This is a genomic window from Allofournierella massiliensis, assembly GCF_964241245.1.
GTDB classification, from domain to species: Bacteria; Bacillota; Clostridia; order Oscillospirales; family Ruminococcaceae; genus Allofournierella; species Allofournierella massiliensis.
The window spans coordinates 19140-32271 of sequence record NZ_CAXSWZ010000034.1; the positions used below are offsets into that span (position 1 = coordinate 19140).

10 protein-coding genes are annotated in these 13132 nt (G+C 65.6%); 6 read left to right on the top strand and 4 right to left on the bottom strand.

All coding sequences use genetic code 11. From position 1 onward, the window contains the following. Positions 1–102: 102 nt before the first annotated feature. The 3 genes from ACESYO_RS14340 to ACESYO_RS14350 form a co-directional block, all read right to left on the bottom strand. The gene (locus ACESYO_RS14340) at positions 103–2049 is read right to left on the bottom strand and encodes an oxidoreductase (protein ID WP_373210147.1); all 1947 of its coding nucleotides are present in this window, start codon (positions 2047–2049) and stop codon (positions 103–105) included. A gap of 262 nt (positions 2050–2311) precedes the next feature. Next, the gene (locus tag ACESYO_RS14345) at positions 2312–3385 is read right to left on the bottom strand and encodes a helix-turn-helix transcriptional regulator (protein ID WP_373210145.1); all 1074 of its coding nucleotides are present in this window, start codon (positions 3383–3385) and stop codon (positions 2312–2314) included. A gap of 53 nt (positions 3386–3438) precedes the next feature. Then, a complete protein-coding gene (locus ACESYO_RS14350; protein WP_373210143.1) occupies positions 3439–4314 on the bottom strand; it encodes an NAD(P)H-hydrate dehydratase in 876 nt (291 codons plus the stop codon). 129 nt (positions 4315–4443) lie between these two features. Between ACESYO_RS14350 and ACESYO_RS14355 the strand changes: the two genes are divergently transcribed. Then, on the top strand, positions 4444–5148 hold the full coding sequence (locus ACESYO_RS14355; RefSeq protein WP_373210141.1) for an NAD-dependent protein deacylase: 705 nt from the start codon (positions 4444–4446) through the stop codon (positions 5146–5148). Between the two features lie 215 nt (positions 5149–5363). Continuing rightward, positions 5364–5885 carry a hypothetical protein gene (locus ACESYO_RS14360; protein ID WP_373210140.1) on the top strand — a complete coding sequence of 174 codons (522 nt, stop codon included), beginning with the start codon at positions 5364–5366 and terminating at the stop codon, positions 5883–5885. Positions 5886–5959: 74 nt separating this feature from the next. Here the strand turns inward: ACESYO_RS14360 and ACESYO_RS14365 are convergent, their stop codons facing one another. Next, the gene (locus ACESYO_RS14365; protein ID WP_058964054.1) at positions 5960–6469 is read right to left on the bottom strand and encodes a hypothetical protein; all 510 of its coding nucleotides are present in this window, start codon (positions 6467–6469) and stop codon (positions 5960–5962) included. 180 nt (positions 6470–6649) lie between these two features. Here ACESYO_RS14365 and ACESYO_RS14370 point away from each other — a divergent pair, with 180 nt between their 5' ends. The 4 genes from ACESYO_RS14370 (at position 6650) to ACESYO_RS14385 (ending at position 13002) form a co-directional block, all read left to right on the top strand. Next, the gene (locus ACESYO_RS14370; protein WP_058964055.1) at positions 6650–7609 is read left to right on the top strand and encodes a D-2-hydroxyacid dehydrogenase; all 960 of its coding nucleotides are present in this window, start codon (positions 6650–6652) and stop codon (positions 7607–7609) included. Between the two features lie 62 nt (positions 7610–7671). Next, positions 7672–9015 (top strand): MATE family efflux transporter, encoded by a 1344-nt coding sequence (locus ACESYO_RS14375; RefSeq protein WP_283128700.1) that lies wholly within the window; start codon positions 7672–7674, stop codon positions 9013–9015. Between the two features lie 42 nt (positions 9016–9057). Further along, positions 9058–9828 (top strand): DUF4261 domain-containing protein, encoded by a 771-nt coding sequence (locus ACESYO_RS14380; protein WP_283128699.1) that lies wholly within the window; start codon positions 9058–9060, stop codon positions 9826–9828. Between the two features lie 30 nt (positions 9829–9858). Continuing rightward, the gene (locus tag ACESYO_RS14385; protein ID WP_373210137.1) at positions 9859–13002 is read left to right on the top strand and encodes a suppressor of fused domain protein; all 3144 of its coding nucleotides are present in this window, start codon (positions 9859–9861) and stop codon (positions 13000–13002) included. Positions 13003–13132 lie beyond the last annotated feature (130 nt).

Sequence of the window (13132 nt, forward strand, 5' to 3'; positions counted from 1 at the left end):
GCCGCGCCGCTCCAGGGGAAAGAATGGAGCGGTGCGGGGGTCTGTTTTGGGTGTTTGGGTGTTGCGGGAAAACGCGGACAAGGGAAACGCCGCGTCAGGACATTACAGAGCCTTGGCGGTCTCGTAGCCGGCGCCGATGGCGTCCTTGATGGTGCCAACCTTGTTGGCGTCACCGATCAGGTGGTAGCTGGCGCCGGCGGCCTTCAGCATCTCCTCCAGCGCCGGGTCGGCCTTGTAGCCCATGGCCAGAACCAGCGTGTCCGCGTCGGCAATGCAGTGCTGCTGGCCGTCTTTGGTGTACCAGATGCTCGATTCGTCCACCTTCTCCACCTTGGCGCCGCAGATCATCTGCACGCCCTTGGCCATCATGCGCTGCACCAGCAGGCTGCGGCCCGGGCCGGACTCGCTGGCCATCACGCCGGGAGCCATTTCCAGCAGAGTGATTTCCCGGTTGCGGGGATACAGATCGTTCACCAGCGGGGCCAGGTAGTCGGCGGTCTCGCAGCCCACCGAGCCGCCGCCGATCACAACGATCCTGCGGCCGGGGAAGGCGCGGCCCGCCAGCACGTCGTCGGCGGTCATCCACTGCTTGAAGCCGGTGAAGGCAGGCACCACAATGGGCTGTGCACCCGCGCCGGCGATCACCTCGTAGCCCTTGAACTCGCCCTCCAGCATGGCTTTGTCCACGGTGCAGTTCAGGCGTACCTCCACGCCTGCACCCTCCAGACGGCGGGCCATGTACTGAATCAGGCGGGTCAGATCCTGCTTGGCGATGGGCACCGCGGCAATGCGCATCAGGCCTCCCAGCTCGGCGTCTTTCTCGCACAGCACCACATGGTGGCCACGCTTTGCGGCCACAAAGGCGGCTTCCATGCCGGCGGGGCCGCTGCCGATCACCAGCACGTTTTTCTTCTCGGCGGCGGGGGCGAGAGTGTCCTCATTCTCCAGCTCGAAGGAGGGATTCACGGTGCAGGCGACCCGCTTGCCGAACATGATGCCGTTCAGGCAGCGCAGGCAGCCGATGCAGGGGCGGATGTCGTCGGCCTTTTCGGCGGCCACCTTGTTGGCAAACTCGGGGTCGCACAGGTTGGCGCGGCCGATCATGCAGATGTCCGCCTTGCCGTTGGCAATCAGCTCCTCGGCAATCCAGGGCTCGGTGATGCGGCCCACAGTGGCCACCGGGATGGACACATACTTCTTGATCTCGGCGGCGGTGGCGGCGTGGGAGCCCATGGGGGTGCCGGGGGCGGGGATGGAGCTGCCGCGGGCGATGGTGGTGCCGCCGGAAACGTGCAGGAAGTCCACACCGGCCTTTTCCAGCTGCTTGGCCACATAGATCATGTCGTTCAGGTTCAGGCCGCCATCGGTGTACTCGCTGCCGGAGATGCGCACATCGATGATGAAGTTTTTGCCGCAGACCCGGCGAACCTCCTCGATCACCTCCAGCGTCAGGCGCAGGCGGTGGTCGATGTCGCCGCCGTATTCATCGGTGCGCTTGTTGTACAGGGGAGACAGGAAGCCGCCCAGCAGGCCGTGGGCGTGGGCCGCGTGAATCTCTACACCGTCGGCGCCGGCGATCTGGGCGCGCTTTGCGGCCTCGCCGAACTGGCGGATGATCACCTTCAGCTCCTCTTTGGTCACGGCGCGGGGAGCCTCTTTGGCGTAGTAGGGGCCCACGTTGGAGGGGGCGATCAGCCGGGGAGTGCCGGGCAGGGGGAAGGCCATGTGGGCCGGATGGAACAGCTGGGGCAGAATCTTCGCGCCGTACTCGTGCACGCCGTCCGCCAGCTTCTTCCAGCCGGGGATGAAGGAATCGTCGTAGATGCACATGTCGCCGGGCAGGTAGCAGTAGGTGGGCTCCACGGTCACCACCTCGGTGACGAACAGACCTACGCCGCCCTTTGCACGGGCCTTGTAGTGCTCCACCAGCTCGTCGGTCACATAGCCCTTATCCGCCAGATTGGTGGACAGAGGCGGCATGAAGATGCGGTTTTTCACGGTGGTCTCGCCGATCTTGATGGGCGAGAGCAGATGCTCGTATTTGCTCATGGCCAAACTCCTTCTCATGGGGCATCGGGCGGGGCCGCTGGCCCGCCGTGCCGGTTCCTTGTTTCAATGGCCACATTATAGCACGGTGGGGCGGGCAAAAGCCCGTGCGCTGGTTGCCATCAACGGCGGGATTTTGTTAGAAGTTTGTCAGCCGGAGCCATAAAACTGCCGACAAAAGACAAAAAATGCCTGTTTTGACGTGGTTAAACGTTAAAACAGGCGTTTTTTGTTCTGAAAATGGAGCGGCGGGGAAAACCGGCTTTCAATTCTTCGTGGGGGTAAACTCCACCACCAGTTTGCCCGCCTGCTGGGTGAGGGCGGCGGGGCCGTCGCTCTCGCACACCACCGCTTCGCCCCGGCGCAGGATGGTAAGGCCCGGCGCCTGATGGATGGTCTGGTCCGGCAGGCGCAGCAGGTGATCCAGCAGGGCCAGATGGGCCGCGTCCAGCCGCATTTTCTGGTCCGCGCCGGTCTCGCTGTACCGCAGGTTCTGCAAAAACCGCTTGCGGTAGACGCTGGGCAGAATGCCGTACATCTCCTTAAAGGCGGCGGCGTAGGCCTTGGCGCTGGGCATGCCGCAGTCCAGCGCGATGGCCTCGATGCTCTCTTTGCCCTCTAAAAGGGCCTCCAGCGAGGCCCGCACCCGCACATAGGAAAGGTATTTCACAAAGGGCAGGCCGATGTGTTTTGTAAACAGCTTGGAGGTATAGGACACGCTGAAGGCCAGCTCTTTGGCCACGTCCTCCAGATGGATGTCCTGCCGGAAGTTCCGGTTGATGAACCGGATGGCCCGGCGGGAGCTTTCGTGCAATGGCGATTGCAGCGGGATGGACTCCATGGGCCGTCTGGCCCCGCTGGCGCACAGGTCCGCCAGCTCCATCATCCGGGCGTTCAGCTGAAACAGGCTGTGCTCCGGCTGGGTGAGCAGCCGCAGCAGCCGGCCCAGCGTCTGGCGCAGCCGGCCCAGCAGGGGGGCGTTTTCCGCTTCGGTGCACACCATGGTGGAGAACAGGCCGTCCACCTGGCCCACCAGCGCCTCGGGCATCCGCTCGAAATCGATGTGCACCGTGAGAATCACGCTGGTCGCGCTGTTTTCCGCGCCGGGGGCTTTGCGGATCATGTGGATCTCCCCGGGGGCGATGAGGGCCAGTTCATGGCGGTTCAGCAGGTGGGAAAAGCCCTCGGTGATCACCTCATACCGCCCTTCCAGCACATAGGAAAGCTCCAGACTGGTCTGCTGGCTGAACACCTGCCGGTCAAAGCCGTTGATGCTCAGGCTCAGAGGGTGGCCGAACTTCTGGCCGGAAAAATCGTAATAGGTGTTCATGTTCTGCATGGCGGTCCCCCCCTTTTTTTATTACGAATCAATGCGGAACAGTGGGCGCGGCATCAGCGGCCGCTGTCTGCAAAAATGGTACCCAGATCGTATAAAATGTCGTGGGGCAGCATGCCGTACTGGCCCAGCCGGGCGGCGCACCGGTCGGCGGCGGCCCCGTGCAGCCACACCGCGCACACCGCTGCATACAGCGGATCCAGCCCCTGACCCAGAAAGGCCGCGGTCATGCCGGCCAGAATATCGCCGCTGCCGCCCCGGGAAAGCCCCGGGTTGCCGGTGGTGTTGCAGAATACCTCGCCCTGCGGCCCGGCCACGATGGTCCGGTGGCCCTTCAGCACCACCACGCACCGGTTGGCCCGGGCATAGCCGGCGGCCACGCTCTCCCGACTGGCGTTGATCTCGGCGGTGGTCACCCCGCACAGCCGGGCCATCTCGCCGGGGTGGGGGGTGATGATCAGGGGCAGGTTTGCGGGCCGGGGCAGGCTTTCCATGGCCGCGGCGGCGTTCAGGCCGTCCGCGTCCAGCACCAGCGGGCAGCCCGCGCTTTCGCCCAGCTGCTCCAGCAGGGCGGCGGTGCCCGGCGTGTTGCCAAGGCCCGGGCCGAAGAGCATCGCGTCCGAGCCCCGGGCGGCCTGCAGAATGCGCTCGCCCTCGGCCGGGTCGATGCCGCCGTCCTCGCCGGTGCGGCAGGGCAGGAACACCGCCTCCGGGCAGCGGGCTCCCACCCCCTGCAGCACCGGCTCAATGGATGCCAGCGTGAGCACCCCGGTACCGGCGCGCAGCGCGCCCTCCACCGCCAGCGCCGCAGCGCCCCGGTACTGGTTGCAGCCGCACACGCATAAGAGCTTTCCGTAGCTGCCCTTGTGGCTGTCCGGCTTGCGGGCGGGCAGATGCTCAAACACCAGACTGGCCGTGATTTCCTTTGCCATACGGGTTTCCTCCCTTTTTGCCCGGCGGCATGGCCGGGCGGATGGATTTGTGGTATCATTTCTATAAGGTTATTATACTACACCGCCCGCCGGGCGGCAAAGAGAGACAAGGCAAAGGAGTGTGGGCCCATGAACCGGCAGCTGGAGGATTTGATCGCAAAGAGCAACAATATTGTGTTTTTCGGGGGCGCGGGGGTGAGCACCGAGAGCGGCATCCCGGACTTCCGCAGCGTGGACGGTTTGTACAACCAGCAGTGGAAGTACCCGCCGGAACAGATCATCAGCCGCAGCTTTTTTGAAGCGAATCCGGAGGAATTCTACCGGTTTTACCGGGTCAAGCTGATCGTGAAGGACGCCCGGCCCAACGCCGCCCATCTGCGGCTGGCCAGACTTGAGGCTCAGGGCAGGCTGAAGGCGGTGATCACCCAGAACATCGACGGGCTGCATCAGGCGGCGGGCAGCAAAAACGTGCTGGAGCTGCACGGCAGCACCCTGCGCAACTACTGCACCCGGTGCGGCAAATTCTACCCGGTGGAGTTCATTGCCGAAAGCGAGGGCGTGCCCCGGTGTGAATGCGGCGGCATCGTGAAGCCGGACGTGGTGCTGTATGAGGAATCGCTGGACCAGAAGGTGCTCACCCGGGCAGTGCATGCGCTGGAGGCGGCGGATCTTCTGATCGTGGGCGGCACCAGCCTTGCGGTGTATCCGGCGGCGGGCCTTTTGCGCTATTACGGCGGAAGGGAACTGGTGGTCATCAACATGACCCCCACCCCGGCAGACAGGATGGCCACCCTGTGCATCCAGCAGCCCATCGGTCAGGTTTTGGGAGAATGAGATAGAATTATTCAATAAAAAGAGAAAAAATCATTAAAAACAGACAAAAAACAGTTGCAACAGCCCCCGCTCTGCTGGTATAGTTAAGTTATAAAGAATTTTACCCGGCGCGGATAAGTTAAGGCAGTCCCGCAGAATTTCAGGCGGCGGAGCGCGTCTGAGGCGTTCGCCGTGAATGGTGCGGTGTTGCCTGAGAAAAAATTGGGGGCGTTGTTATGGAACGGACACAGAAGATCCCGCCGAAGGCGAGGGCGTTCATGGTCTGCCTTCTGGGCGCGGAATATGCGCTGAATGCTGCCCGCGGCCAGGTGTTCGACGGGGTGAAGGCCTGCCTGGAGCGGATGCGCATTGTGGCGGACATTGTGCTGCTCACCAATCTGAACGTGCGCTCGGCATACAGCGAATGGAATTTCCATGGCCTGCCCCCCTGCACGGCGATGTGCATCAAGCGGCGGGAGCTGGCCCACTGCGTGAGCGAGCTGCTGACCCGCGGCTACGACCGCCAGAAGGTTCTGGTGGTGGGCTTCGGACCCCAGTGCCTTGCGGCGGCGGAGAAAAACGGGGTGCTGTTTTACCCCATTCTGCCGGAGCAGGAGGCCATGAGCTGGCACTCGCTGGAGGAGGAAGCCCTGCCAAAGCTGCTGCACGGCACCTACACGGGCGACTACCAGCGGCGGCTGATGGCCCGCCACACCGCGGCCATGATTCAGGCGGGCGGCGAAACGCCCGGAGACTGATACCAAAACACAAAAGGAGCGTTCTCAGCCGGTGTGGCATAAGAACGCTCCTTTTTGCTGCTCAGATTCTGGACTCAGCTGGTCTGCTGCACCCGCACCATGAAGAAGTAGCGCACCGAGCCGCGCCAGCCGAAGCCCGCTTCCACCTGATAGAGATACAGGCCCGGCGCACTGGGGCTGATGATCTGGCCGTCGCTCACGTCCGCCAGCTCCACAAAGTTTTCCAGCGCATCGTCCGACGCACGCTGGATGCGCAGGGTTTTGGGCGGCAGTGAGAAGCTGATGTCCAGCACGCTGTTGGGGGCAAGATCCACCGGATACAGCTGCTCGCGCAGGGTGGCGCTGGTGTAGGTGGGGGTATCCTTGGCCACGGTGGTGAAGAAGTTCCACTCGTATCCGGCCCGGAACACCATTTTATCGTTCAGGTTCACATCCCCGTTTACCGTGATGGTGATGGTGGGCAGGGCCTGCTCCGGGTCCTTTACGTCCATATTTTCCCGAATCAGCACCGTGATGATGATGGCCACGGTCATGAGCACCGCGCCCAGCAGCAGCTTGCGGATCACAAGCTTTGGCGTATACATGGCAAAAGCCTCCCTTATCCACACCGGACAACCGGGCCCGGCAGATGGTTTCCTTTTCATTATATACGAACCGGCGGCAAAAATCCAGCGGCGGGGCTTGAAGGGCCTGCCAAAAGCGGGTAAAATTACAAAAGAGACAAAAACGGGGCGGAAAGCGCCCCGGATACGGAGGCAGAATCGATGAAAATTGTTGTGCTGGACAGCTACTGTGTACGCCCGGGCGATCTGGACTGGAGCCGGCTGCACGACCTGGCGGATGTGGTGGAGGAATACCCCCGCACCCCTCCCGAGCAGCTGGCCCAGCGGCTGCGGGATGCGGATTTTGCGGTGGACAACAAATGCTACATCGACGAGACGGTGCTGGCGGCCTGCCCGAAGCTGCGCTGGGTGGGGCTGATGTCCACCGGCATCGACAAGCTGGATCTGGACGCCTGCCACGCCCATGGGGTGGCGGTGGCCAACGTGCCGGGCTACTCCACCGAAAGCGTGGCCCAGCACACCTTTGCATTGCTGCTGGAGCTGGCCAACAGCATCGCCGGCCGGGATGCCAGCGTGCGGGACGGCTACTGGCAGGTGGATGTGCCGGAGCAGCACTACGGCATCCGCCCCCATTTTGAGCTGGCGGGCCGCACCTTCGGCGTGGTGGGCTACGGGGCCATCGGCCGGGCGGTGGCGCGCATTGCCCGGGGCTTTGGCATGCGGGTGCTGGTTTATACCCGCCATGTGAAGCCGGAATACGCCGCCGACGGGGTGGAGTTCGTGCCCTTTGAGCAATTGCTGGAGGACAGCGACGTGGTAAGCCTGCACTGCCCCGCTACCGCCGAGACCCGTGGCATGATCGATGAGGCGGCGCTGGCGGCCATGAAGCCGGGGGCGATTCTGCTGAACACCGCCCGGGGTGCGCTGGTGGACGAGGCGGCGGTGTGCGCCGCGCTGAAAAGCGGGCATTTGGGCTACTACGCCTCGGACGTGGCGGCCCATGAGCCGGTGCGCCCGAAGGACGGGCTGCTCCACTGCCCGAACGTGCTGATCACCCCCCATGTGGCCTGGGCCACCGAAGAGGCACTGGCCCGGCTGAGCGCCGAGGTGTGCGCCAATCTGGAAGCCTTTTTGCAGGGCAAAAAGCGCAACCTGGTATAAGGCGCCAGAACAAAAGAAAAAGCGGGGCCAGGCCCCCTGGCAAACGGAAAGGAGCGGGTGGCTTGACCCCGTTGAAACGGCAGTTTTTTCGCTATGCGCTGCCCAGCATGCTGAGCCAGCTGCTGAACAGCTGCTTTATCATTGTGGACGGCTTTTTCATCGGCCGGAATCTGGGAGATATCGGCCTTGCGGCCATCAATGTGGCCTGGCCCGTCACCGCCTTCATTCAGGCGGTGAGCCTGGGGCTCGGGCTGGGGGGCGCGGTGCGCCTTTCCACCGCGCTGGGCCGGGGCGATAAGGAAGAGGCGGCGCTGGCGAGGGGCAACACCCTCACCGCGCTGGCAGCGGCGGGCGTTGCCATGAGCGTGGGGCTCTGGCTGGCCTGCCCGGTGATTCTGCCTTTGATCGGCGCGAAGGGCGAGCTGTACGCCCCGGCGCTGGAATACAGCCGGATGATCTGTGCGCTGGCGCTGGGCCAGACCATCAACACCGGCGTGCTGCCCCTGTTGCGGGGCAGCCACAAGACCATACAGGCCATGAGCTTCACCATTGTGGGGCTGCTGGGGAATATTCTGATGGACTGGCTGTTCATTCAGGCCTTCCAGTGGGGGCTGGCGGGCGCTGCGGTGGCCACCGGCTCGGCCCAGATTCTCTGTGCGGTGCTGGCTTTGCCCTGCCTGCTGGCGAGCAGGGAGTTGCCCCTGCGCCGGGCGGATTTTGTTCCCCGTTGGGGCATGCTGCGGCGCATTGTGCAATACGGCGTTTCGCCCTTCGGGCTTTCCATCTCCACCAGCGTGATTCTGCTGATCACCAATCTGCAGGCGCTGCACTGGGGCGGCACCCGGGGCGTGGCGGTGTATGCGGTGCTCAGCTATGTGCTGGGTGCGGTGATCCCGCTGGTGAGCGGCGTGGGTGACGGCGTGCAGCCGCTGCTCAGCCATGCCCGCGGCGCGGGGGAGTGGGAGCATCTGGCTCAGCTGCGCCGGTGGGGCCTCTGCCTTGCGGTGGGGGTGGCATTCGCCTGCAGCGCCCTCACCTGGATCGGCCGCTACCAGCTGCCGCTGGTGTTCGGGGCCAGCCCCGAAGCCACCGCCGAGGGCGCGTCGGCCATCTGGACGCTGTGCATCGGCTACCCCTTCATGGCGGTGGTGCGCTTTTGCAGCAGCTACTTCTGCGCGGTGGGCGAGCCGGTGTTCAGCGGCATTCTGGCCTACGGCGAGCCGCTGGGCACCCAGCCGCTGGCGCTGCTCACCCTGCCGCTTGTTCTGGGGCTCACCGGTGTGTGGATGGCCTGGCCGGTGGCGGTGGCGCTGGCGGCGCTGGCCGCTGTGGTGCTGCTGGCGGTGCAGGCGGGCAGGCGGTGCCCGGACACAGAACACGAGAAACCGGCCGGTCAGCGGCCGTAATGCACAGGCCCGCCCGGCGGGCCGCAAAAGGGAGGAACCACCATGGAAGAGAAAAAGACCGTTGCCGGCGCTGCCGGCGGTACGCTGGTGAATTTTGTGCTGCTGGAGCAGCCCGCCTTTGACCGGGAGCAGCTGATCCGGGATCTGCAAAGCGAATGGGGCCTGCCGGTAAACGGCGAGAAGGAGGCCCCCGCCACCGGCAACGTGGTGTTCGACGCCGACGGTATGATCGCGGCGGTGGCCCTGATCGACGCGCCGGTGCCGGAGGGCGAGGCGGAGCAGCAGGCAAAGACCAACTACTGGTGGGAGGAAGCGGTGCAGGCCGCGGCGGCCCACAGGGCCCATCTGCTGATCACGGTGCTGCCCCAGGGGCAGGCGGGCCCGGTGGAAGCGGCAAAGCTGCTCACCAAGGTGAGTGCGGCGGCCTGCGGCCAGCCCGGCGCGCTGGGCGTGATGGCGGCGGGCACCCTGCTGGCCCCGGATTTTTACCGGGCCGTGGCCGACACCATGCGCGAGGATGTTTTGCCCATTCTGAACTGGGTGTATTTCGGCCTGTGGCAGAGCGAGCAGGGGGTGTGCGCCTACACCTACGGCTTGCAGGACTTTGAGCTGCCCGAGCTGGAAATTCTGCACAGCGCCCGCCGCCCGGTGGAGCTGCGGGATCTGCTGGCGAATCTGGTGATGGATCTGCTGGAGGGCGAAGTGGAGCTGGCCGAGGGCCAGGTGCTGGCCATGGGGGACGGCACGCCGATTCCGGTGAGCCGCAGCGCCGGCGTGGCCGTGGAAGGCGAGAGCCTGAAGCTGGGCTTTTAAACAAACAGGGGAAGGAGAACGAAACAGGGGATGACACGGCTGTTGGACGAAAAGACCCGGGCCAGAGTGGAGGAGCTGGCGGTCCGGGGCCGCTGGTACGACGCGCTGGATCTGGTGCAGGATCAGGTGGAGGGCGCCATTGATCTGGGCCTTGTCAGCCGGGAGCAGATGCGCGCCGATCTGGAGCTGGCGCTGCTGGTGGCCCGGCTGGATCTGGGCGCGGCGGAATACGAGGCCTGGCAGCAGGCCGTCCAGTGGCTGGCCCGGCTGGAGGAGCAGGGCGCGGGCAATCTGGAATGGTGCCGCAGTCTGGCGCTGGCCCGGCTGTACACCGGCGCGCCGGAGGAAAGCCTGCGCCTTGCCCGCATGGGCCTTTCGCTGGACGGGCAGGACGAAATCTGCCGGTATCTGGCGGCGGTGCTCACCGCCCATTTTGGCGACGAAGCCGCCGCCGAACAGCTGCTGGAGGAGGGCCTTGCCGCCTGCCCCGGCCAGACCCGGCTGGAACGGGCGCTGAAGGGCCTGCGTGCCGGGCAGGGGCTGGAGCAGATCGAGGCCGCCCGGCTGGAGGCGGAGGGCGTCTGCCCGGCCCAGAGCGAGGAGCGGGCAGGCCGGGGCCTGCGCAACCCCGCCGAAGAAGCGCTGCTCTGCATGCTGGGCGACGACGAGGGCCTTGCCCGGGCCGCCGCGGCCTTCGGGGCGGAGAATCCCCTCTTCGAGGGCATCTACTGCTTTGCGGACCTGAAATTTCAGGGGAATTTTGTGAACCTGCGTCTGGATATGAACCAGCGGGGCGCGGGCAAGGTGAGCGAAGCTTGGGCCGCGGCCCTCGCCGCCCGGCTGGAGGAGCTGGATCGGCTGGCCAGGGCGGCCATCCGGAAAAAGGAAGCGGGCCGCCGACTGGAGCTGGCCCATCTGCTCATCGAGCGCAGCGGGGCCTTCCGGCTGGGATATCAGGTGGGCCGCAGCCGGGAGGAACGGCTGTTCGCCTACCAGCGGTTCGACGCCAACTTTGAACGCTGGGGCGAGCCGGAATACGAGGATTATTCAGCGGATGAACCTCCCCTGCCCGCGGAGGAGCAGGCGGCGGAGCCCTCGGCCCCGCCCGCTGCCTATACCGAAGAGCAGAAGGCCCGGCTGATCGAGCATCTGCACCGCTGGCTGGGGCCGGTGAGCGAGGTGATTCCCCCGGCCGAGAGCGGCGGAGTGGAGCTGCTGGTGCTGCGGCCCCACCGCCACCGGCACTGGACGGTGCTCGTCACCTGCGGCATGGGCGCCGCGCCCATGAACGTGCCGCCGGAGCTGGCGGGCTTCGGGGCCGAGCGGGCCGAGATCATGATGTATCTGCCGCCCCATTGGGATTCCCGCTCCGCCGACCCGCAAAACGCATGGCCGGTGGGCTGGCTGCGGCTGCTGGCCGCCATGCCCCGGGAGCAGGGCACCTGGCTGGGCTGGGGCCACACCATTCCCAACGGGCGACCCTTTGCCCCCGGCTGCGGCTTCACCGGGGTGATTCTGCTCATCCCCGGCGGCGTGCCGGATGCGGCGGCGGTCTGCCCGCTGCCCGGCGGGGGCGAGGTGAACCTGTATCAGGCCGCGCCCCTCTACAACGAAGAGATGGCCTACAAGCTGGAGCAGGAGGCCGAGGGCCTTCTGCGCCTGTTCGACGAAAAGGAGCTGGAGCCCCGGGCCCCCCTGAGCAGCCCGGCCCGGCCCAATGCCTGCCCGGCACAGGGCGGCGCACCGGAGGATGAGGCGCTGCTGGCGCAGATCGAAGCCTGGAACGCCGACCGGCAGTATGAGCGGATTTTAAAAGCCATCGAAGCGGTGCCGCCCGAACAGCGAGGCCCGAAGCTGCTGGGCCAGCAGGCCCGGGCGCTGAACAATCTGGGCCGCTTTGAGGAAGCACTGCAGGTGCTGGATCTGTGCAAAGAACAGAGCGCGGCGGACCCGCTGTGGCATTTCCGGGCCGGGTATGCCTGGTATCATCTGGGCCGGGAGGAAAAGGCGCTGGAAGCTTTTGACCGGGCGGATGAGCTGGCCCCCGGCGACGAGGAGACCGAGCGGTATCTGGACTGGTGCCGCAGCGCCATTGCCCTGCCGGTGCAAAAGCAGCCCTTCACCGAGCGCGTGCGGGACTACTGGGCCGATTTTGCCGCCCGGGAACAGGAGCTGCTGGCGCTGAGCCGTGCGGGCGAAACCCGGCAGGCCCGCCATCTGCACGCGGAGCTGCTGGCCGGGGTGTTCGGCGGGGCGGAGTTCTCGCTGGATACCGCAGCGGACGGCCGCCTGCGCCTTGCGGTGTGGGCCGAGTGCATGCCCACCCGGCTGATTCAGATTCTCTACTGGCAGGAGAAGGCCCCCGAAACGCTGGCCGAGCGCTGGGTGTTCTGGGCGGGCCAGCCCGCCGACCCGCAGGCCCCGGCGCTGGAAGGGGCGCTGGTCTGGCCCGAGCGGCGGGGCGAAAAGGCTGTGATGGCCATCTGGGCCCCCGGCCTGCACGCCGGGCAGGACATCGCCCCCGCGGCCCGGCTGCTGAGCCAGGCCATGGGCGAGGGGGCCGCGCTGTGCCGGGTGGAGCGGCTGGAGGTGCTGGCCGCGCCCCGGCCCCAGGGCGGCATGCCGCTGCGGGAGCTGCGGGCGAAGATGGCGGAATGGTTCTGCGGCGGCGACGAAGCCGCGCTGGACCAGGCCCAGGCCATTGCCTGGAACTACCAGAATTACTACTACGAGCCCTCCACCCAGGAGGACTGGGCCCTGCGGCAGGATGTAATTGCCGGGGCCACCTGCTGCAGCGAGCTGCTGGCGGACTATTACCGGGGCGACGATTCCCGCATGGACCGTTTGCAGGCGGACGGCGTGATCGGCGGCTTCTTCTTTTACAGCACCGAACAGGTGCCGGAGGGCCAGCGGGTGGAGCTGCGGGGAAAGCTGGAGGACGAATTGCAGAAGGCCGCGGGCGATGATCTGTGGATTCTGGGCGGGGCCACCGGCTTTGCCTATTCCTACATCGACTGCATCTGCTTCGATCTGAAAACCGCCCTGAACGCGGCCAGCGCCCTGCTGAACCGGTATCCCTTCGCGGAGATCGGCTTCCATGTGTTCCGGCTGAACTGCGGCGGTGTGAACCTGCGGGATGAAGCCGGGCTGCCGGCGGAAGAGGAACAAAACTGAACAAACCATAAAAGCGCCCCCGGGCCTTGCCAGAACGGCAGGCCCGGGGGCGCTTTGTGTTGGGTAGCTTGAGCGAGCGACAACCACCAGCTAAGCTGGTGGAATAAAAACGGCTTTAGCCCTAGACAAA

Coding starts and splice junctions, on each gene's coding strand:
- ACESYO_RS14345 (WP_373210145.1), bottom strand. CDS start 3,385: ATGCAGAACATGAACACCTATTACGATTTTTCCGGCCAGAAGTTCGGC.
- ACESYO_RS14365 (WP_058964054.1), bottom strand. CDS start 6,469: ATGTATACGCCAAAGCTTGTGATCCGCAAGCTGCTGCTGGGCGCGGTG.
- ACESYO_RS14380 (WP_283128699.1), top strand. CDS start 9,058: ATGGAAGAGAAAAAGACCGTTGCCGGCGCTGCCGGCGGTACGCTGGTG.
- ACESYO_RS14340 (WP_373210147.1), bottom strand. CDS start 2,049: ATGAGCAAATACGAGCATCTGCTCTCGCCCATCAAGATCGGCGAGACC.
- ACESYO_RS14385 (WP_373210137.1), top strand. CDS start 9,859: ATGACACGGCTGTTGGACGAAAAGACCCGGGCCAGAGTGGAGGAGCTG.
- ACESYO_RS14360 (WP_373210140.1), top strand. CDS start 5,364: ATGGAACGGACACAGAAGATCCCGCCGAAGGCGAGGGCGTTCATGGTC.
- ACESYO_RS14355 (WP_373210141.1), top strand. CDS start 4,444: ATGAACCGGCAGCTGGAGGATTTGATCGCAAAGAGCAACAATATTGTG.
- ACESYO_RS14350 (WP_373210143.1), bottom strand. CDS start 4,314: ATGGCAAAGGAAATCACGGCCAGTCTGGTGTTTGAGCATCTGCCCGCC.
- ACESYO_RS14370 (WP_058964055.1), top strand. CDS start 6,650: ATGAAAATTGTTGTGCTGGACAGCTACTGTGTACGCCCGGGCGATCTG.